Annotated in this window: 18 protein-coding genes; 2 read left to right on the forward strand and 16 right to left on the reverse strand. The window is 45.9% G+C overall.

Features of this window, described 5'->3' with window-relative positions; all coding sequences use genetic code 11:
• Positions 1-13: 13 nt before the first annotated feature.
• The 6 genes from ureC to AB4Z45_RS26480 all read right to left on the reverse strand — a co-directional run bounded on the left by ureC (position 14) and on the right by AB4Z45_RS26480 (position 5,560).
• Positions 14-1,729: an urease subunit alpha gene (gene ureC / locus AB4Z45_RS26455; protein ID WP_441912559.1), complete on the reverse strand. Its 1,716-nt coding sequence runs from the start codon at positions 1,727-1,729 to the stop codon at positions 14-16.
• Positions 1,726-2,094: an urease subunit beta gene (locus AB4Z45_RS26460; RefSeq protein WP_441912560.1), complete on the reverse strand. Its 369-nt coding sequence runs from the start codon at positions 2,092-2,094 to the stop codon at positions 1,726-1,728. The genes ureC and AB4Z45_RS26460 overlap by 4 nt, the downstream gene beginning before the upstream one ends.
• A gap of 93 nt (positions 2,095-2,187) precedes the next feature.
• Entirely contained in the window at positions 2,188-2,490 is a 303-nt protein-coding gene (locus AB4Z45_RS26465) for an urease subunit gamma (protein ID WP_441875885.1), read from the reverse strand.
• Between the two features lie 216 nt (positions 2,491-2,706).
• Positions 2,707-3,675: a D-alanyl-D-alanine carboxypeptidase family protein gene (locus AB4Z45_RS26470; protein ID WP_441912561.1), complete on the reverse strand. Its 969-nt coding sequence runs from the start codon at positions 3,673-3,675 to the stop codon at positions 2,707-2,709.
• Between the two features lie 96 nt (positions 3,676-3,771).
• A complete protein-coding gene (locus AB4Z45_RS26475) occupies positions 3,772-4,866 on the reverse strand; it encodes a sensor histidine kinase (protein ID WP_441912562.1) in 1,095 nt (364 codons plus the stop codon).
• Entirely contained in the window at positions 4,856-5,560 is a 705-nt protein-coding gene (locus tag AB4Z45_RS26480) for a response regulator transcription factor (protein ID WP_441912563.1), read from the reverse strand. The genes AB4Z45_RS26475 and AB4Z45_RS26480 overlap by 11 nt, the downstream gene beginning before the upstream one ends.
• A 241-nt stretch (positions 5,561-5,801) precedes the next feature.
• On the opposite strand from AB4Z45_RS26480, the gene ilvD reads away from it, so the two are divergent.
• A complete protein-coding gene (gene ilvD / locus AB4Z45_RS26485; RefSeq protein WP_076270807.1) occupies positions 5,802-7,487 on the forward strand; it encodes a dihydroxy-acid dehydratase in 1,686 nt (561 codons plus the stop codon).
• A gap of 172 nt (positions 7,488-7,659) precedes the next feature.
• On the opposite strand, the gene AB4Z45_RS26490 is transcribed toward ilvD, so the two are convergent.
• Positions 7,660-9,051 (reverse strand): polysaccharide deacetylase family protein, encoded by a 1,392-nt coding sequence (locus AB4Z45_RS26490; protein ID WP_339207921.1) that lies wholly within the window; start codon positions 9,049-9,051, stop codon positions 7,660-7,662.
• A gap of 166 nt (positions 9,052-9,217) precedes the next feature.
• On the opposite strand from AB4Z45_RS26490, the gene ytvI reads away from it, so the two are divergent.
• Positions 9,218-10,378: a sporulation integral membrane protein YtvI gene (gene ytvI, locus AB4Z45_RS26495; RefSeq protein ID WP_441912564.1), complete on the forward strand. Its 1,161-nt coding sequence runs from the start codon at positions 9,218-9,220 to the stop codon at positions 10,376-10,378.
• Positions 10,379-10,446: 68 nt separating this feature from the next.
• On the opposite strand, the gene AB4Z45_RS26500 is transcribed toward ytvI, so the two are convergent.
• The 9 genes from AB4Z45_RS26500 to AB4Z45_RS26540 form a co-directional block, all read right to left on the reverse strand.
• Positions 10,447-12,468, reverse strand: a complete 2,022-nt coding sequence (locus AB4Z45_RS26500; RefSeq protein ID WP_441912565.1) for a peptidoglycan D,D-transpeptidase FtsI family protein — start codon at positions 12,466-12,468, stop codon at positions 10,447-10,449.
• A 209-nt stretch (positions 12,469-12,677) separates the two neighbouring features.
• Positions 12,678-14,894, reverse strand: coding sequence for a methyl-accepting chemotaxis protein (locus AB4Z45_RS26505; protein WP_441912566.1), 2,217 nt, complete (start codon positions 14,892-14,894; stop codon positions 12,678-12,680).
• Positions 14,895-15,092: 198 nt separating this feature from the next.
• Positions 15,093-16,355 (reverse strand): peptidase U32 family protein, encoded by a 1,263-nt coding sequence (locus AB4Z45_RS26510; RefSeq protein WP_441912567.1) that lies wholly within the window; start codon positions 16,353-16,355, stop codon positions 15,093-15,095.
• Positions 16,356-16,450: 95 nt separating this feature from the next.
• On the reverse strand, positions 16,451-17,383 hold the full coding sequence (locus tag AB4Z45_RS26515; protein ID WP_339207917.1) for a peptidase U32 family protein: 933 nt from the start codon (positions 17,381-17,383) through the stop codon (positions 16,451-16,453).
• A 54-nt stretch (positions 17,384-17,437) separates the two neighbouring features.
• Positions 17,438-18,544, reverse strand: a complete 1,107-nt coding sequence (gene mltG / locus AB4Z45_RS26520) for an endolytic transglycosylase MltG (protein WP_441912568.1) — start codon at positions 18,542-18,544, stop codon at positions 17,438-17,440.
• Positions 18,545-18,760: 216 nt separating this feature from the next.
• Positions 18,761-19,072 carry a DUF1292 domain-containing protein gene (locus AB4Z45_RS26525; protein WP_054027280.1) on the reverse strand — a complete coding sequence of 104 codons (312 nt, stop codon included), beginning with the start codon at positions 19,070-19,072 and terminating at the stop codon, positions 18,761-18,763.
• The gene (locus tag AB4Z45_RS26530; protein WP_076270813.1) at positions 19,072-19,368 is read right to left on the reverse strand and encodes a DUF1292 domain-containing protein; all 297 of its coding nucleotides are present in this window, start codon (positions 19,366-19,368) and stop codon (positions 19,072-19,074) included. Before AB4Z45_RS26530 ends, AB4Z45_RS26525 begins: the two co-directional genes overlap by 1 nt.
• 8 nt (positions 19,369-19,376) lie before the next feature.
• Positions 19,377-19,793 carry a Holliday junction resolvase RuvX gene (gene ruvX, locus AB4Z45_RS26535; protein ID WP_076270814.1) on the reverse strand — a complete coding sequence of 139 codons (417 nt, stop codon included), beginning with the start codon at positions 19,791-19,793 and terminating at the stop codon, positions 19,377-19,379.
• Positions 19,794-19,913: 120 nt separating this feature from the next.
• On the reverse strand, positions 19,914-20,180 hold the full coding sequence (locus tag AB4Z45_RS26540; protein ID WP_076270873.1) for an IreB family regulatory phosphoprotein: 267 nt from the start codon (positions 20,178-20,180) through the stop codon (positions 19,914-19,916).
• Between the last annotated feature and the right edge of the window lie 47 nt (positions 20,181-20,227).

Raw genomic sequence — 20,227 nt, forward strand, 5'->3', positions numbered from 1 at the left:
CCGCAGCGCGCAGCTAAAATAAGAAATAACGCTGCGCCATCGGCAGCACCTCAGCTGGCTCGCAGGTCATATGCTCGCCATCTACCAGAACATGATAGGTTTCCGCGTCCACCTCAAGCTTAGGCGTTGCATCATTGTGGATCATATCCTTCTTCGTTACGCTGCGGCAGCCTTTTACAGGTTCAATACGCTTCTGCAGTCCGAGCTCCTTCGCAACCCCGAGGTCATAGGCTGCCTGAGATACAAAAGTAATCGAGCTGCTGAACACCAGCTTCCCGAAGGAAGCGAACATTGGCCGACCGAACACAGGCTGCGGTGTTGGGATTGAAGCGTTTGGATCACCCATCTGCGCAAATGCGATGCTCCCGCCCTTCAGCACAAGATCCGGCTTGACGCCAAAAAACATCGGATTCCAAATGACAAGATCGGCGAATTTGCCCGCTTCCAGCGAGCCTACCAGATGAGAGACACCATGCGTGATCGCAGGATTAATCGTATATTTGGCAATGTAGCGCTTAATACGGAAGTTATCATGCTGTTCATTGTCCGGAAGGAGCGGTCCTCGCTGCTTTTTCATCTTGTCTGCCGTTTGCCATGTGCGGATAATAACTTCTCCTACGCGCCCCATCGCTTGTGAATCGGAGCTAATCATGCTGAATACGCCCATATCATGTAATATATCTTCCGCTGCAATCGTCTCCGGCCTAATCCGAGAATCAGCAAATGCAACGTCCTCAGGAATGCTGCTGTCCAAATGGTGGCAAACCATCAGCATATCCAAATGTTCTTCTATCGTATTAATTGTAAAAGGACGAGTAGGGTTCGTGGATGACGGTAAAACATTCATCTCGCCTGCCGCGATAATGATGTCTGGGGCATGACCGCCGCCCGCGCCCTCGGTATGATACGTATGAATCGTTCTTCCGCCAATGGCCGCAAGCGTATCCTCAACAAAGCCTGCCTCATTCAGCGTATCGCTGTGGATAGCAACTTGAATGTCGTACTGATCTGCGGCTTGCAAGCAAGCGTTAATTGCTGCTGGTGTTGTTCCCCAGTCCTCATGCAGCTTAAGCCCAATGGCTCCCGCTTCAATTTGCTCAATGAGCGGAGCGGTGAACGAAGCATTGCCTTTACCCGTAAAGCCGATATTCATCGGAAAATGTTCGGCTGCCTCCAGCATGCGCCGCATATGCCACGCGCCAGGTGTAACCGTCGTTGCATTGGTTCCTGTTGCCGGACCTGTTCCACCGCCGATCATCGTCGTGACGCCTGAGGAAAGCGCCGTTTCAATTTGCTGCGGACAAATAAAGTGAATATGCGAGTCAATGGCTCCTGCTGTTACAATCTTTCCTTCACCAGCAATAACCTCGGTACTTGCGCCAACAATCATATTCGGGTGCACGCCGTCCATAATGTCTGGATTTCCGGCTTTGCCGATACCAACGATAAATCCATCCTTTAAGCCGATATCCGCTTTCACAATGCCGGAATGATCGATAATAACGGCATTCGTAATCAATGTATCCAGCACACCCTCATCACGCAGCGCGCCGCTCGACTGCCCCATGCCATCGCGTATAACCTTGCCGCCGCCGAACTTGCATTCGTCGCCATACACCGTGTAATCATGTTCAATCTGTGCCCATAGCTCCGTATCTGCCAGCCGAATGGCATCACCCGTTGTAGGGCCAAACATGGCCGCATAGCTGCGTCGATCCATCTTAGTCATTTACCTTCGCCCTCCCAAGCCGCAAGCCGTTCGCGAACAACATCTGGCATCCTGCCGTTCTCCGCTTTCCCTTGGCTGAGACCATTAAGTCCATAAGATAGCTTTGTACCACCCAGCTCAACGACGGTTATAGGCTTCTCCTCACCGGGCTCGAAACGAACCGCTGTCCCTGCTGCGATGTGAAGACGCATCCCGAAAGCTGCCTCGCGATCAAACCTCAATGCACGATTCACTTCAAAAAAATGAAAATGAGAGCCTACCTGAACCGGTCTGTCTCCAGTATTTACTACAATTAACTGCTTCGTCATTCGCCTTGCATTCAATTCAATTTCACCGTCAGCCGTTCGATATTGTCCAGGTATCACAGGCCATTCTCTCCTCCCCTATAAAGCTGATCGTTCACATGCCACTTTCTATATCAAATGAAATGATGCCCAGAGCCGTTTTACTTATCGTTTTCAAGTTATCGGGTCGTGAATGGTAACAAGCTTCGTTCCGTCTGGGAAAGTCGCTTCCACCTGAACCTCGTGAATCATTTGCGGAATGCCAGTCATGACTTGATCTGCATTCAAAATTTTTGTTCCAAATGCCATTAGCTGTGCAACGGTCATTCCATCACGAGCGCCTTCCATAATTTCAGAGGTGATTAACGCTATGCTTTCAGGATAATTAAGCTTCAAGCCGCGATTCATTCGTCGTCTTGCCAAATCTGCAGCGATCGTAATGAGCAGCTTTTCTTTTTCACGTTCGGTCAATTGCATATACTCACCTCTTTATCTGTATTAGTTTTATTATAAACAGCAAATACGGGTTCGTAAATCATTTAATGTTAGTTTTTATGACATAAAAACAAAAAGTCCAGAAAAAGCGACTCGCGCTCGTCCTAGACTTAACATGACAATAACACAATTATTTCGATGAGAATAATAGACTATTTTCTGCATCATTCGAGAAAAATAGATTTAACTCTACCTTATTTATCCTACTTTAAAGCCTAGTTTGCTTTGAACATGCCCCATCACGCTCTCCAAGCCGCTTAATTGAAAACCGTATTCAAACAGCTTCCCTGTTTCCGTGAATCGCTGCTCTGGCGTCTTCGCCCCCATAATGACGGATACAAGCCGTTTGCCATCCTGCTTTGCAGTACCTGTAAAGCAATAGCCAGCCTGCACGGTATAACCTGTTTTCAATCCGTCATTGCCCGGAAATGCATACGGCATGCCGCTTAGCATCATGTTTGTCGTCTTCAATCTTTGCGAGGTGCTCGCAAGCTTCACGCTATTGCGGCTGGAAACATCGACTACCTCAGGATACTTCTTCAGTAAATAGGCAGCTAGTGTTGCTGTATCCTTAGCTGACATCATAGTATCCCTTTCCGAAGAAGCAGCTTCGAACGGAAGCAGATCCTCATGGCTAAGCCCCGTTGCATTCGCAAAGACGGTTTGATTGGACAAGTCCAGCTTAGCAGCCCGATTGTTCATTAATTGAACAAATGCAGCCTCACTGCCGCTAACATGCTCTGCAAGGGCTACTGCCGCATCGTTCGCGGAATGAATCGCCATCGCTTCAAAAAGCTCTCTAACCGTATAGGTCTCCCCTACCGCAAAGCCTATTTGGGAACCTGGCACCTCTGCAGCATAAGCGCTGGTTTTCACTTGTTCTTTCCAATCAAGCGTACCTTCACTTGTGAGATCTAATAGGATAAGCTCTGTCATCAGCTTCGACATGCTTGCAGGCGGCAGCGCTTCATTTGCATTTTTTTCGTAGAGCACTTCCCCTGTATTAAGATCTATTAAAATCGCCGAGCTAGAATCCAATTGCAAATCAGCTTTAGATGGGCTGCCTTTTAATGAAATGACGTAAAAGACACTGACGATCACTCCAATTGCGGTTAGAAGCCACAAGATTGTACCTCCACGTTTTCTTCCATACGTTTCTTGCTGCATAAAAAACGATCCCCTTTCACTGTCTCTTCTATACAACCAAGTATAGGAGAGTCAGTTTAAGGAGACCGTAAACAAACCATAAGAAACCCTTAATTATTAATTAATAATCGGCAATGTTATACGGAATGCCGTTTGCTCCGAATCACTCGTCACCGAAATCGTACCTTCATGCTTTTCAACGATGCCTTTGACAATGGCAAGCCCTAAGCCGGAACCGCCTGACCACTGTGTTCTTGATTTGTCTACGCGATAAAATCGTTCAAAAATATGAGGAATGTCCATCATTGGAATCGGTTCACCAAAATTAATAACCTCGATAACGGCTGCACTGCCCTCCAACTGAACCGTCACAACGACCTGTTTGCCGTCTCTGCCGTAATTCATGGCATTCACGATCAAGTTCTCAAATACACGCACAAGCTTGGCTGCATCTCCCTTGATCATGACTGACGTTTTATCTGTCACCAGCTTGCTCTGCATTCCCGCTTCCTCCAGCGGCAATCGAAACTGCACAAGCAGCTGTCCGAGCATTTCGATTAAATTAAAATTCGTTACTTTAAGCGCAGTCGTATCATGCCTCATTCTCGTATATTCAAAAAGATCATTAATGAGGACATTCAGTCGCATCGATTTTTCATAAGCGATTTGAACATAGTGGCGCAGCTCTACCTCGTCTCGATAACGATCCTGCTCAATCAATCCCAAATAGCCAAGCACTGATGTTAAAGGTGTACGCAAATCATGGGAAACGTTCGTAATCAATTCGTTTTTGGTTTGCTCTGCCTTCCGCTCTTCCACGAGCGCATGATGGAGCCTTCCTGCCAAGCTGTTCATATTGGCTGCCATAGGACCAAATATATTTCTTTTCCGCACTTCGATTTTGTAATCCATATCATAGGTACCGTCAGCAATGCCGCGAACCGTCTTATTCATTTGACCGAGATAATGAAATAAGCTCCACTGGAGAATGATGTAGTAAAAAAGAGACATTACAATGCCCGCAGCACCATACACAAGCCGTCGATCAAACCTATCAATGAATTGATACAAAACTCTCATTGGCCTTACATTATCGATAAGCCACATTCCGAACCCTAATAGGATATACAGTGAAAAGGCCGCTAGCACGGCGCTTATCGCGATATTCAGCAACGAACGGAAGACAAGCTTTAATGCAATGTTATCCTTCAATTTTATAGCCAACCCCCCAGACCGTGATGATCATCTTATCACCAAGCTCCTTCTCCAGCTTATCTCTGAGCTTGCTGATATGGACCATTACCGTATTGTTGGAATCAAAATATTTTTCTTTCCACACCTGCTGGAAAATATCCTCCGCACTAAACACGCGGCCAGGCTGGCCAGCGAGCAAATGCAAAATGCCGAACTCAGTAGAAGTCAGATGAAGCGGATTGCCGTCTATTTCAGCCGTATGGCTCAGCTTATCGATCCGCAGCGGTCCAAGGCGAAGCTCCTTATCTTGCCGCGCCCCATTATTCGCACTTGCTTGACCGCTGTACTGATAGGATCTTCTCAGTAAAGAGCGTACTCTAGCGACAAGCTCAAGCGGATTAAACGGCTTGATCATATAATCGTCCGCACCGGTCATCAGCCCCATAATTTTATCCATATCCTCTGCTTTTGCACTGAGCATTAGAATGGGGACCGATTGATCGCGCCTGAGCCGCCTCGTAGCTTCCAGCCCGTCCATATTCGGCATCATGATGTCTAAGATGACTAAGTCAAACGGATCTCGCGCATAAGCAAGCAGCGCCTGCTCCCCGTCATACGCCTTTTCGGTAATAAACCCTTCATTTTTCAAATAGATCTCTATAAGATCGGCAATTTCCCGCTCATCATCAACAATTAATACTCTTCTTTCCAATTTCAAGCGCCTCCTTATTCATCTTCAAATTATTCTCATCGTTACCAATGAGCATACTATACATGATTAACCTGCATGATGTCCTATTGTTTCACGGAATATCACAATGTTTAAGCCATTTTTAATGTTTTTTTAACATTTCTTTGCGAAACGCCTTTCGGCTGACGTTATAGCCAACGCCCGTCCGTTGTGATAAAATCGAGAGTATTGATATTTTAATAAGCATATAGGGGGAACTTACATGGCGGCCAAAAGAATGCGTTCAGACATGATCAAAAAAGGATTCGACCGCGCACCGCATCGCAGCTTGCTTCGCGCCGCAGGCGTAAAAGAGGAAGATTTCGACAAGCCGTTTATCGCGGTTTGCAACTCGTATATTGATATTATTCCTGGTCACGTTCATCTACAGGAGTTCGGCAAGCTCGTTAAAGAAGCGATCCGTGAAGCTGGCGGCGTTCCTTTCGAATTTAACACAATCGGCGTTGATGATGGGATTGCAATGGGTCACATCGGTATGCGTTATTCACTTGCCAGCCGTGAAATTATTGCCGATTCCATTGAAACAGTCGTAAATGCTCACTGGTTTGACGGTATGGTTTGTATTCCGAACTGTGACAAAATTACACCGGGCATGATCATGGGCGCACTTCGCGTCAATATCCCGACTATGCTTGTAAGCGGCGGACCTATGAAAGCCGGTAAAACATCCGATGGTCGTTCAATTTCACTCTCCAGCGTATTTGAAGGCGTAGGCGCTCACCAAGCTGGTAAAATCAATGACGATCAACTGATGGAGCTTGAACAATTCGGTTGTCCGACTTGCGGCTCTTGCTCCGGTATGTTTACGGCAAACTCCATGAACTGCTTGGCAGAAGGCATGGGACTTGCAATGCCTGGTAACGGCACGATTCTTGCTGTTTCTCCAGAACGCAAAGAGTTCGTTAAAGACGCTGCTCGCCAATTGATGAAAATCATCGAGCTAGGCATCAAACCTCGCGACATCGTTACAAAAGATACAATCGACAATGCATTTGCTCTAGATATGGCAATGGGCGGCTCAACAAATACAGTACTTCACACGCTAGCAATCGCGCATGAAGCTGGAATCGAGTACCCAATTGAGCGTATTAACGAAGTGGCTGAACGCGTACCGCATTTGGCGAAGATCGCTCCTGCATCCGATTATCACATTGAAGATGTGCATAATGCAGGCGGCGTAAGTGCTGTCCTTAATGAGCTATTCAAGAAAGAAGGCGCATTGCATGGTGACTGCATCACCGTTACTGGCAAAACGCTTCGTGAAAATGTTATTGGCTGTGAAATTCAAGACACCGATGTTATTCATACCATCGACAACCCGCATACAGAACGCGGCGGTTTGGCTGTACTATTTGGTAATCTGGCTCCTCACGGCGCTATTATTAAAACAGGTGCAGTTGACAAGTCCGTTGGCGGCTACCACAAAGGTCCTGCTATCTGTTTCGATTCCCAAGACGAAGCGCTTCACGGCATCGCTAACGGAAAAATCAAAGAAGGTCATGTCGTAGTCATTCGTTACGAAGGACCACGCGGCGGCCCTGGTATGCCAGAAATGCTTGCACCAACATCGCAAATCGTAGGTATGGGACTCGGCGCTAAGGTTGCCCTCATTACAGACGGACGTTTCTCCGGCGCATCTCGCGGCATCAGCATCGGCCACGCTTCTCCTGAAGCAGCTGAAGGCGGCCCTATCGCTTTCGTACAAGACGGCGATATCATCGAGATCGACATGAACAACCGTACGATGGATCTTCTTATTAGCGACGAAGAGTTCGAGAAACGCCGTTCCGAATGGAAAGGCTTCGAGCTAAAAATCAAGCGCGGCTACTTGGCTCGCTACGCTCACCTTGTTACATCTGCCAGCACTGGTGGCGTAATGAAAATGTAGTTATCGCCTTCAGCATCCTCTGGATGCTGATGCAGCTTTGAGCAAAAAATATAAGGTAAGTTAGAGGAAGTTTCTTCCTTATATTTAAACAAAAGGAGTGCAGGCTGGAAACAGCCTGCACTCCTTTATTTATTTAACATTCATTTGGATAAATGTCTTTTATATCTCAACATTATATCGCTGTTGTTTTTGTACCTAACTGCGCAGCTTCGTCGGCTGCTGCGTTTAAAGTTCTCTCTACTGTCTGGCTTATATCTTGAATCATGTTCAGCTGTGCCGTTGCATAGGACCTAATCGTTGCGACGGGCATTAACAGCATACGCGGCGAGATCAGTTCTCTTTTCTTCTTGCTCTGAGAAGTCTGCTTCGTGTTCGTTAATACTTTAATCAATACACGCAAGTACACACGCGATGATCTGGCAAACCAGCCCTCAGGCAGCTGAAATATTTCAAATCCTAATCGATCAGCCCCGCGATGGATCATTGTAACCCCATATACCGCTTTGATGTCATTCGCATCTGTATCTTCAGCAAGCTGATTTGCGAGCAGCGGAAGAGCTTGCTCCACTTCACGCAGCATGCGAATACCTGTAGCTACAGGGGATTTTGAGGTTGCTGCAATCATCGACAATTTCTTGTTGTCAAAATGCAGTTCTGCAATACGGTCTCCCTTTGAGACGCGTCCTCCCTCTGCTAATTCAATGTCCTGGCCAGTGTATGTGGTCACCCGGTAATGAAACGCTGCATCCTTCACATCTCCTACGGTCTTCAGACGGAATACGACGTGAAACAGACGCTCCCATGTCAGCCAAAGCGATATCATCGCTTTCTTCAAGAGTGATGTATGAGCAGCACGCGCTGCTTCAGATCGCTTCATCATTTCTTCAATGCCAACAAAGCGGAAACCTTGCTTCGTACCTTCTTCTAAGTAAGCCTCAAGTGCGGTAAGCATATTTCTCGGTGCATCCTTGTCCGCCCCAAAGGTCATGCCGCAATCATGCAATAGAATGACTTCACCTGGCCGAAGTTTTTTCATCATCCGGTTTTTCAATCGTTCTGACCCTAAACGTATCCGCCAATCACCGAACATTGCCGACCACAAAATAATTTGCAAATGGCCTAAGTTCGCATAATCGAATACATTTACGATTCCCCATGGCGGGCGATAATAAGTCGATCGCAATCCCGTTGCTTGCTCAATAATGTCAAGCGTACGCTCGATTTGGCGCTTAACCGTCCTCGGACGCATTAACCAGTTCGATTTGTGAACGTAATTATGGACACCAATATTGTGACCCTCATCCTTCATCCGCTTCAGCAGCTCTTCTTGTCCCTCGGCATGTGAGCCGACAACAAAAAAGGTTGCCTTCGCATTATAGCGGGCAAGAAGATCGAGCAATTGCGGCGTATAAATCTCATCTGGCCCATCATCGAACGTTAAAGATATTTCGTTTCCCACACGGCCCTTCTTAAAAACACGAAAGCCAAAAGTACGGCTAATGAGGCCAGGAAGAAACGCATAGAAGGATGCTACGTATAATCCCCATAACAGCAAATTTTCCATTTTGTTTTCCCCACCGTTATATGATTTAGTCGACGAATAAATAGCGGTACAAAACAACAACAGTAGTATTAATTGTAGCATAACGCAATTAAAAATAGGCATCTTTTTAAAAACTATAGTACAATCTTTATGGAAATATGAATATGGAAAAAGAAGGAGAAACATTATGCTGCCCTTTTACAAAAAGTATTGGCGAACCGCCTTTGACATCGCACTCATTGCACTAACTGTCTATTTAATTATGTTTTCTTTCAGCTATTTGTACCGAATCGCAACGCCTATATTTTTATCCTTTCTCATTTTCTTATGTATTGAGCCGCTGGCAAGGCGTCTAAATAAGCTTGGCATGAAAAAATCGATCGCTTCCGGCATTTCGATTCTGCTGTTCACTTTAATTTTACTTACCGCCTTCTCAGGCGCAGCTTACCTGATTACGAAGCAAGGAACTGAGCTCGTTAACAACTTCCCGAAATATCAAGAAATGCTCGCTGTTCAAATCGCTAATCTGACTGAAGAGGTGCAAACCAGATTTGGGAATCTGCCCGCAGATTTGGATTTGGTTCAGCGCTCCAAAGACCTCATTGAAGGCGCTTCTTCAACATTAGCATTGTTTGGAAAGACTGTACTGCTTAGTATCATCGGGTACGTCACATCCTTTTCAACTTTCGTCTTTAATTTTGTAGTCGGGATTATATTAGCTTATTTCTTAAGCATCGAAATTACGACTTGGAAAAAGACGGCCGAGGACAAAACGCCAAACACCTTCAAAACGGCATTTTTCTTCCTTAGAAACAATGTATTTAAAGGAATCGCGTTATATATTAAAGCGCAAGCCAAGATGATTAGTATCACCTTTGTCGTTATTTTGATCGCGCTCCTTCTGCTGCGCGTAGAAAATGCTTTTGTCATAGCAGTCGTATCCGCTATCTTCGACATTTTGCCGCTGCTAGGCGTAGGCACTATTTTTATCCCATGGATTATTTACCTAATAATTGTCGGCAAAGTCTCGCTTGCTATTTGGCTGTCCGTCCTCTTTCTCGCAGTTGTGCTTACACGCCAAATTCTTGAACCAAAAATTACAGGCGACTCCTTAGGCGTATCCGCCTTTACAATGCTCGCTTTCATGATTGTATCCTTATCGCTTTTTGGCGTCGCAGGTGTCATATTATCACCTATTCTTATGATCTTAATCAAAGCGCTGTATGATCAAGGTTATTTCCACCGCTGGATTCACGCTCCGCAGGGGGAATACGACAACCCTTCGGACAAGCCCGACACTGATAGTATATCGGTGAAAATAAATAACAAGGACATCAAGGAACTATAATACGCAAATAAAACAGAGCCACCCCGTTGCAAACGAACGTTGATTCGTCTGCAATGGGGTGGCTCATTTTATTTGGAATGGCGTGCGGCGATATCCATGACGCCGCGAAAGAGCTTAGTCGCCTGGTGCGAGCTCCCAGGCGGCTTGTTCTCCACGAGGACGGCTACGGCATATCGTGGAGCTTTGACCGGGCCGTAGCCCGCAAACCACTGGTGGTTGCGGGCGATTCCGGCCTGAGTCGTTTCGGCGGTGCCGGATTTGCCGGCAATCGCCCACAACCCTTGGCGGATCGATCGACCGGTTCCATGGTCGACGACCGCCTGCATGCCGCGCAGCAGCGCATGCGCCGTGGCCGGTTTAATCCGGCCACGGATCGCTTGCGCGCGCTGCGCGGGCAGCTTCACCATCCGCTGGCCGTTGGCATAGCGGATTTCACTCACTAGGCGCGGCTCCATTACGCGCCCCTCATTCAGCAGCGTTACAATCAGATTTGCCGCTTGCAGCGGCGACATCCTTACATCACGCTGCCCAAGCGCGCTTTGCGCGAGCACACCGCCATCGACGCCAGCCAGCATGGCTGCTTCTTCCCGCGCTTGCTGCGCCGCATCAAACTTCCCGCTCCGCTTCTCATTTCGCTTGCCACCGCCACTGCCACTGCCGTTATCATTGCCACTTCCACTGCCAAAGCCATTCTCATTGTCACCGCTACTGCCATTAGCACTGCCATTCTCGTGCTTATGCTCACCCATCTCACCGCCGCTATTCCAAGCGAGCTTGCTCTTATCGGCTGCAAACAGCTGTCCGCGATCTTCTTCCTCAAGCAGTCTCAGAGGCGATGTAAAGGGGCCAAAAGCTTCATCGCGATGCCAGCCCGCTTGCTGCCCTATCCCGAGCAAGTCTGCGGTCCGCTTCAACTGCTTAGCTTCAAGCCGCTCTGCCAGCGTTGCAAACACAATATTGCATGATTGCGCCAAGCCCTCTTGGAGCGTCAAGCGGCCGTGTCCGCCTTCCTTCCAGCAGGATAAGCCATATTTGCCGTATTCACCATTGCAAAAAAACGTTTCATGCTGATTCACTACACCCGCTTCCAACGCAGCTGCTTCCGCAACAAGCTTGAACACAGAGCCGGGAGCGACCGCCTTGATTGCATGATTAGCCCACTCGCTGCCGTCGGAGCTTTGGAACTGTCCTGGCTTCAATTGCGGCCGTGATACCATCGCTACAATATCCGCATTGCTCGCATCCAGCACAACGATTGCTCCCTCTTGCAAGCCTTGTGCATCCACATACGCTTCGATTTCATTTTGCAGCTGCAAATCAATCGTCGTCATCGCTTTAAGAGGATAATATCGATTGCCAGGCTGCGTAATCCGCATATCAAGGCCATGCATTGGTGCATTACGTCCATCCAGGAAGTAGGAAACAGAAGTAGCCCCTACTCCATGCAGCAGCTTGTCCAGCGATTTCTCAAGCCCCGACCCGCCAACCTGATCTACCAGCTTTCTTTTGCCGCTTACAAGATCTTCTGGATGGTTAGTCTGCAGCCACTCTGGATGCTGGCTTGTAAAGCCAATCAGATGCTTCGCATCAAAATACGGCAAATAGCGATTGCGATAAGGAAGCACTCGTATACCGTTTAGCTCAATTTTTTTTAGGCGGGTAATTTGATCATTTGTCAGTCGCATAGGAGCCTGCATCCCATCAGCCTTCCAAAACACAGGCTCTCGCACGGCATCCCATTTCTGCCGCAGCTGCTCCATGGTTACGCCTAGTAAGCGGCTAAGCTCAGCTAAACTCTTTTCTTGACCTCGCAGCTCTGCCCGTATGGGAAATAAAGCAACGGCCGAATAAGTTTCACCTGTTATCGGTTTTCCATAGCGATCATAAAAGTCGCCTCTGCCTGTGTCCAGCACCAAGTTTCGTTGACGCTGCTGAACTGACAGCCGTTGCCATCCTCCCCGGTTTGCAAGTGGAGAAAGGACCGCAGAAGAGGAGCTTCCAGGCATCAATTGAATCCAAGCTAAGCGGCCAATATAAAGCATCATTATTAAACTAATGAAACAAGCAGCCATTGTTATTCGTTTAATCATGTCCCGTTCTCATCCTGCGAAAGCTCCTTTTTAATGCTGACTAATGTTTGATAAGCGCTGGAATCGTTGTTATACGTTCATTATCTCCTTCCGCGGCTCTCCTTCAAACATCCATTCTATTTTCTACAACAAAAAAAAGAGCTGTTCAGCATTAACTGCTTGAACAGCTCTTCCTTCAATATTAACAATTTAATAGGATACCGTGATTGCTAATTAATTTTAAATTTTGAAAGTGAATCCTTGAGCTCACGAGACACCGTATCCAGCTTTTCCGACAAGCGTACCATACCATCGCTAATGCTTAGCTGTTCTGTGCTAAGTGATGCAACTTCTTCTGATGTAGCGGAAGATTCTTCAGCTACTGCACTCACGTTAGTCATCGCTTCGCCTAATACGACTTGCGATTCATCCAATTGCCCGATTGAATCCGTAACGAGATCCAGCTTCTTAACTAGTTCTCCCATTTGACCAGAAACGGTTAAGAAAATTTGATTCGCTTCTTTTACAGAACCGATTTGCTCTTGGAATAACGGATAAGCATCGGACAAAACATGAACGGTCTCGTCAATCTCGCCTCTAATTTTCTCCGTGATTTGTCCAACAACGTCAATGGATTGGCGGCTTTGATCCGCCAGCTTGCGAATTTCATCGGCAACGACCATAAAGCCTTTTCCTGCTGCGCCAGCGCGAGCAGCTTCAATCGTCGCATTCAATGACAAGATGTTCGTTTGCTTCGTTAAGCTATTGAGCACGTCTAGGATTTTTACGATTGAGCCCGTGCTTTCCTTCAAAGCATCAACCTTCTCTACCATAGAACGGGTCATTTCTTCTGTCATGCTCGTTTTTTGAATAAGTACGCCCATATAGTTTGTTCCTTGCTCACTTGCCTTCTCAACGGCTTGCGCAGAGTTCACCATTTGTTCGTTGGCTGCAATAACTTTTTTCATTTGAACATCGATGTTTCCTGTAAGGTCAGAACCTCGCTCCGCTTCAACAGCCAAGCTTGTTGCTCCTCCCGCGATCTCCTCTGTTGCGACTGCAATCTCCTTAGCAGAAATAGCTGTTTTCCGAGAAGCATCTCCGAGCTCAGTAGCTGTAACCAGTACATCCTCAGCTGATCTTGTCGTTTGTACCGCTAGAGCAGTTATTTGTGTCATCATAAGATTAAAGCTGTCGCTTAGCTCACCAATTTCATCTTGGCGTTTTTTCATGACAGATCGTACGGTCAGGTTGCCGCTTGCTCCTTCAGTCATCAGGTTGCGAAGCTTAACCAGTGGCTGTGCAATCGTCATAATTACGAGAATACCGATTGCAATTGCAATAAGTGCTGCGATAAATACCGTAATCCATGTCAAATTTTGAATCGCTTTAGCATCTTTTACCAGCTCTTTTACCGGTACCGTGCCTAGAAGCTTCCAGTTCATCGTTTCGAATGTTTTGTATGTAGCCAAAACCTCAGCACCGTTTGTCGTTTTCATTTTCGACGAATCCTCAAGCGCTTTATCGCCTTCGGTTGGGAATGTAATACTCGCTGGCTTGCCTACCAATTCTGGATCATTATTTGTAATATATTCACCGTTTGCATTCACGATCGAAAGCTGGCTTCCTTCACCAAGGTTAACTTCTTCGAAGCGTTTCGCAAGCGTCGAGGCTTGCACCTCCAGCAGCAGTACATAAGATGCTTCACTTGAAGTTATATCTTTAATGAGTCGACTCAAGCCTATAGTTGGCGCACCCGCTGGATCTGACATACCTTCAGGCTGTGGTGGAATCCAGTTTGTTTTTCCCGCATTTTCGACAGTTTCCATAAACCATGCTGTTTTCATTAATTTCTCCGCAGTACCGGTGGTTGCCCGGCCGGATGTTACAACCGTCAATTTCGGATTTACTGGTAGCAGCATCATGGAAACGATCGTATTATTACCCATAACGTAAGATTGCATTTTGTCGCTTAAATTACGCGATGCCTCAAACTTGCTGAAATCGTCATCGCCGTCAAGCATTTTCCTTACAATTTCATAGAAGCTTTTGTCAATTAATATTTGTAGCGATAAATCCTCATACGTCTTGAAAATAACGTCCATATTGTTTGCAACCTGATTGATCGTTTGAAAGCTCGCTTCTGAAACTTTATTTTCAATAATCGACTTCGACTTTGAATAAGCCATTAGACCTACTGTCAATACACACGCGATAATGCTGCAAAAGATAATCGTAAACAGCTTCGTTCCTACTGATTTAATCGGGCTTGACAGCTTTGTGCCTTTTACAGATACCGTCGCTGCCTTTGCTGCCTGTGATAAAGATTGCATTTTTGATGACGCTTTCATACTTGTACCTGACTTAATTTCGTTTGTGCTATTTTGCTCTTTTTCCAGTTTCTGTTTCTTTGTTTTCTTCTTTTTTTGTTCTTCTTGGTTTTCCATGAGGGAAGACACCGCCTTTAATATTGTAAGTCCAAAATAGTACGTTTGCTGCTAGCGCATCTTGCCGAAATATGTATTTACAGTAGATTTACAGTATATTATTTTATATCGACACATTCTTGTCATTTCATAATAATAAATACAAAAAAAAGAGTCTTATTTTCTTAAAAAATAAGACTCTAGTCATGTTTTGCCTATTTACTTCTTCCCGATCTTCTTTCTCATCATATCCATCGGTTTAACCGGCTTTAACGTACGAATGCGAATATGCTGCAAAGGATGGCGAGCCGCTTCAAGCGCATTGCCATCTGTATCCGTAATTTCGGTTACTGTTTGTTTGAAAAAAGTACCCTTCGGGCCAACAAATTCGATTTCTTGTCCTAGTTTAAAGTGATTGCGCTGCTGCACGATCGCAAAACCCGTTTTATCATTATAATCTACTACTACTCCAGCAAAATCATATGGCGCTGCTTTTTCCTCTGGCTCATAAATATGATCCTCCGCACCCGGTGTATCAAGGAAAAATCCAGTGTTTAGCGGACGGTTGGCAGCCTTATTTATCTCATCCACCCATTCCTGCTTCAACTCGAAACGCTCAGGATCAGTGAAATATGCATCAATCGCTTGACGATAAACATTAACGACCGTCGCCACATAGTGAATGCTTTTCATTCGTCCTTCGATTTTGAAGCTGTCAACGCCAACTTCGATAAGCTCCGGCAAATATTCAATCATACAAAGATCTTTTGAGCCCATTGTAAACTTATCTTCTTCTTCCGGGTACATTGGCATATCGTCAACAAACAAATCGTATTTCCAGCGACATGACTGACAGCAGCCTCCACGATTGGAGTCACGATCCGTAAAATGATTAGACAATACGCAGCGACCAGAGAAAGATGAGCACATAGCTCCATGAATAAACGCTTCGATCTCAATATCAACATTTTTTTTAATTTCAGCAATGTCTTTAAAGCTCGTTTCACGGGCCAGTACAACACGCGGCAAGCCTTCTTCCTTCCAGAACTGCACAGCCTGCCAATTCAGCGTGGATTGCTGCGTGCTCAAATGAACCTCAAGCTTCGGAGCTACTCGCTGCGCCGTTTCAATAATGGCAGGATCTGCGGCAATAATAGCTGAGATTCCTGCTGCTTCTAGATTGCGCAAGTAGTCTTCAAGTCCTTCTATATCCTCATTGTGCGCATATATATTGGTCGCAACAAACACCTTTGCACCATAGCGGCTCGCGAACTCAACGCCTTCCTTCATTTCTTCAAAGCTGAAATTGTCTGCATTGGAGCGCAAGCCGTACTTTTGACCGCCGATATAAACCGCGTCAGCTCCGTAATGAATCGCGAATTTCAGCTTCTCTAAATTTCCGGCTGGTGCGAGTAGCTCCGGCTTGTCCAGCCGATGGCGTTTGCCTTGATAGCGAGGTGTCGTCTTCTCAATTGTTGTCACTATGTGTACCTCCTAAGTTTTGCGAAGCAAAACTCACTTCGTAAGCATTAACTTTGGTTTTGCGAAGCAAAACTCACTTCGTAAGCATTAACTTATTAATAGACTTGCTCTTTGAAGAAGAAGCCAAAACTCAGCTCTCGCTGCGGGTTCTGGACTTTCTTGATCGCGTCTAGCCATTCCTCTTGGAAAATATAGCCCTCTGGATCAGCCAAATAGGCATCGATTGCTTGCCGATATGAGCGCACAACAATTTCGTTGTACTCGGTAGATTTCATTAATCCCTCAATCTTCAAGCTGGTTACTTTAGCATCCAGCAGCTCATGAAGGTTCTCTACCATACATACATCATCCGAGCTCATAATATGAGTGCCGTTCGCATCTTCGTAGATTGGATAACGCTCGTCCTGCCGCTCCGCTTCCATCACATAAAGCCCGCGATCTTTGTCTTTCTCCGGAAGCCGATCCGTCTCCGATTGATGCTCCATATAGCTCTCTACTAGCGAACGCTTTGAATGATAAATATTCGTCATCCCATGCACATGCACTTGAACCTCAAGCTCTGTACTAGCCGTTGTCTCGCAAACCTGTTCCATATTGAGTTCGCGTGCGAGCACATATCTAGTCGCACCTCTGCGGCCCCAATAATTAGCTGTAACATAATTAGTTGAGGTCATTTCGGCATTCCAGTGCAGCGCCATGCCTGGGGCATGCAACCTAGCAGCCATTAAGACCGCAGGGTCGCCGAATACTAGTGCATCAACGCCTGCTTCAGCAAGCGAGGATACATAATCATTTAATGAATCCGCTGCTTCATTATCCATAAGATTGTTAAGGGCAGCATAGATTTTCACACCCTTAGGCTTAGCGAGCTTTACAGCCTGCGCTATCATTTCTTTGTTAAACTCTCCTGCTAATCGCATACCGTAGCGTGCTTCGCCAATGACAAAAGCATCCGCGCCTGCTGCCATAAGCCTCTCCAGCTCTTCTATAGATGCAGCGGTAGCTAACAATTCCGGCTTGTACGCCATACTTGATCCTCCTTAAAAACACCTTCAAGCTTCGTTTCCTATCTAATCGTATGACTACCCAGCCGTCTGATTACTTTTCTCGATGTTTTTCAAATGCTCTTTATATGTTTTTGCGAACAAATGAGTCTGACTTCCATCCTTCTTGGTTACATAGAAGAAATATTCCGTATCTTCCGGATATATAGCCGCTTCAATCGATTTAAGACTTGGACTTGCGATAGGTCCAGGCGGCAAACCTTCTACCTTATACGTGTTGTAAGGACTGTCTACGAGCAAATCCTTCTCATAAAGACGTTCTTTAGGCTTATCTAATGAATATTGAACGGTAGCATCAATTTGCAGCTTCATGCCATCTTCAATCCGGTTGTAAATAATGCCCGATACGAGAGCTCTTTCCTCGTCCACAACGACTTCACGCTCTACAAGTGACGCGATTGTCAGCATATCATGAAAGGACATTTTTTTCTCTTCAAGCACTTCCATCCAGCCCTCTGGAAGCTCAGCAAGCTTCCGGTCGAGTTCAAGCGCCATCCGTTTAATAATATCTTCTTCTGTGCTTTCTTTTTTCATCTCATACGTTTCAGGGAACAGATAACCTTCAAGACGCTGATGCAGCTTATCGTTATTGGGAATGGAGCGAACAGCCTCCGCATCACCCCAATTGTTTTCCGATGCAATTAATCCAATAAACTTTTCTTTGTTGATCAATTTCTCTTGAGCAAGCTTGTCAGCAATTTGCAATACGGTAAAGCCCTCAGGAATCGTGAATCGAATCGTTTCTGCTTCTACGGTGTCGCCAGCATTTAGCTTGGCTATAATGGCTTCATTATTCATGCCGGGGTTCAGCTCATAAAGTCCCGCCTGAAAGCGTCCGCCTTGATCCTTAAGCTTCAAGTAATATTTAAATATAAATGCATTTTTAATAATCCCTTGCTCTTCCAGTAATTCTGCAACCTCATTCGCTGATGTTCCTCTTGGAATATCAATCTTCTGAACCGCTCCAGCAGCTGTTGGCTTCAAGCTGCTCCACACATACAAAGCAACGCTTCCAGCACCAATGATCATAATTCCTAACAAGCTTAAAATAACCCATAATGTAATGCGGCTTTTCCTCGGTCCCGATGATGATTGTTGCTCAAGGTGCTGTGATGACTTGTCCAAAATTAGACCCCCTTTTTATAATGCATCATTTTCGGTATATCGATTTGCGCAGGCGAAATGGCTGAGACCATCCTATGGTGGCTCAGCTGAAAATGCTGTTAAACAGGTTAATGAAGAGAATTACTACCGCATGTTTGAGTAATTAACGCTAAACATGGAACAAAAGAGCGGTTATTGGCCGCTCTCTCGTTAGATGCATATACATTACACGACGTTTTATGGACGCTCGTCAGTAGCAAACAATAAATCATCGTACGCTTCTGATGCAGCTTCCCACTCTTCATCGTTTTCGATGTTTTCCAGCTGCGGTTCACCATCGACTTGAATGACGCGGAATAGCTCAACATCATCCTCGCCACGCATCGGATCCGATTGCAGGGCTGCATAAATGCGATCCCCTAGCTGAAACTCAGCTTTAATATCGTATACCTCTACGCTGCCGTCATCTGCTTCAAGCTCAATTTCATTGCCGAATGCCGCTCGTAGCGTATTCAGCTTCTTAGGTGCTTCATGCTCTGTGCCGGACATTAATTTTCTTCCTCCATCTCACCAAGGAGAGTGTTGAACGTTTCCTCAACCATATTCCATTCTTCTTCATCTTCAATGGTATACAGCTTCAGGTCATCGCCTTCTTCTTCATAACGGAAAGCATATACTTCATCTTCCTCGTCATTTTCTCCATGAAGCGGAACTACCATCATATATTTCTGATCGGAACCATCAACTTCAAATTTCATGATGACTTCGAATTCCTCTTCGTTTCCTTCTTCATCCGGGATATAAATAATTTCCGGCTCTTCGAATTCCAACTCTTCATTTGTCATGTTTACCCTCACCTTTTCGCTTTAGAATCGAGATAATTTTGCAAAATAAGCGTTGCCGCCATTTTGTCTATTACGAGCTTTCGCTTCTTCCGGCTGACGTCCGCTTCAATAAGCGTTCGTTCGGCAGCTACCGTTGTCAGCCTTTCGTCCCAAAGGTGAACAGGTATGTTTAGTTTCTGCTTAATCTGTTCTGCGAATTCTATACAAATTTCTCCACGTGGACCGATGGTGCCATTCATGTTTTTTGGAAGACCAACAACAATTTCACTAACCTCATGCTCCTTAACCAGATCGGCAATGCGGTCAAACTCACTATGGTCTCGCCTTCGTTCAATAACACCAGTTCCTTGCGCGGTCCAACGAAAAGCGTCGCTGACAGCAACTCCTATGTTGCGGTCACCGTAATCAAGTCCCATCAATCTCATGTCTTGTCCGGCTCCTGCCTCATTAGTTAAAATATAAGAATTTATAAGTTTATCTGCTTATAAACTGCTTATATTTCTCTGCGAAACGATAGCTAAGCCTCCTAAGGGGGCTTTAGCCGTTTACGCTTGTTGTTTCTTATGGTTTAGATAAAACCGGACAAGCTCTTCGATTAATTCGTCTCGTTCCTTCTTGCGAATTAAACTCCTGGCGTTGTTATGCCGCGGAATATACGCGGGATCTCCGGACAGCAAATACCCAACGATCTGGTTAATCGGATTATACTCTTTCTCTAGAAGCGCTTCATGCACGGATAGCAGAATGTCTTGAGAAGATTCAACCCCCTCCGCCTTCACGTTAAATTTCATTGTTTTGTCCATGGAACTCATCGCCAGCACCTCGCTTTCCAAACCGCATTTCAATGAGATATACACTC

Origin of the sequence: Paenibacillus sp. MCAF9 (assembly GCF_052114265.1) — a bacterium.
GTDB lineage: Bacteria > Bacillota > Bacilli > Paenibacillales > Paenibacillaceae > Pristimantibacillus.

Excerpts from the sequence above, each read along its gene's own strand:
- ilvD (WP_076270807.1), top strand. The coding sequence starts at position 5,802 with ATGGCGGCCAAAAGAATGCGTTCAGACATGATCAAAAAAGGATTCGAC.
- ruvX (WP_076270814.1), bottom strand. The coding sequence starts at position 19,793 with ATGAGATTGATGGGACTTGATTACGGTGACCGCAACATAGGAGTTGCT.
- AB4Z45_RS26505 (WP_441912566.1), bottom strand. The coding sequence starts at position 14,894 with ATGGAAAACCAAGAAGAACAAAAAAAGAAGAAAACAAAGAAACAGAAA.
- AB4Z45_RS26540 (WP_076270873.1), bottom strand. The coding sequence starts at position 20,180 with ATGAGTTCCATGGACAAAACAATGAAATTTAACGTGAAGGCGGAGGGG.
- AB4Z45_RS26470 (WP_441912561.1), bottom strand. The coding sequence starts at position 3,675 with ATGCAGCAAGAAACGTATGGAAGAAAACGTGGAGGTACAATCTTGTGG.
- ureC (WP_441912559.1), bottom strand. The coding sequence starts at position 1,729 with ATGACTAAGATGGATCGACGCAGCTATGCGGCCATGTTTGGCCCTACA.
- ytvI (WP_441912564.1), top strand. The coding sequence starts at position 9,218 with ATGCTGCCCTTTTACAAAAAGTATTGGCGAACCGCCTTTGACATCGCA.
- AB4Z45_RS26500 (WP_441912565.1), bottom strand. The coding sequence starts at position 12,468 with ATGATTAAACGAATAACAATGGCTGCTTGTTTCATTAGTTTAATAATG.
- AB4Z45_RS26490 (WP_339207921.1), bottom strand. The coding sequence starts at position 9,051 with ATGGAAAATTTGCTGTTATGGGGATTATACGTAGCATCCTTCTATGCG.
- AB4Z45_RS26465 (WP_441875885.1), bottom strand. The coding sequence starts at position 2,490 with ATGCAATTGACCGAACGTGAAAAAGAAAAGCTGCTCATTACGATCGCT.
- AB4Z45_RS26525 (WP_054027280.1), bottom strand. The coding sequence starts at position 19,072 with ATGTCCGGCACAGAGCATGAAGCACCTAAGAAGCTGAATACGCTACGA.
- AB4Z45_RS26530 (WP_076270813.1), bottom strand. The coding sequence starts at position 19,368 with ATGACAAATGAAGAGTTGGAATTCGAAGAGCCGGAAATTATTTATATC.
- AB4Z45_RS26515 (WP_339207917.1), bottom strand. The coding sequence starts at position 17,383 with ATGGCGTACAAGCCGGAATTGTTAGCTACCGCTGCATCTATAGAAGAG.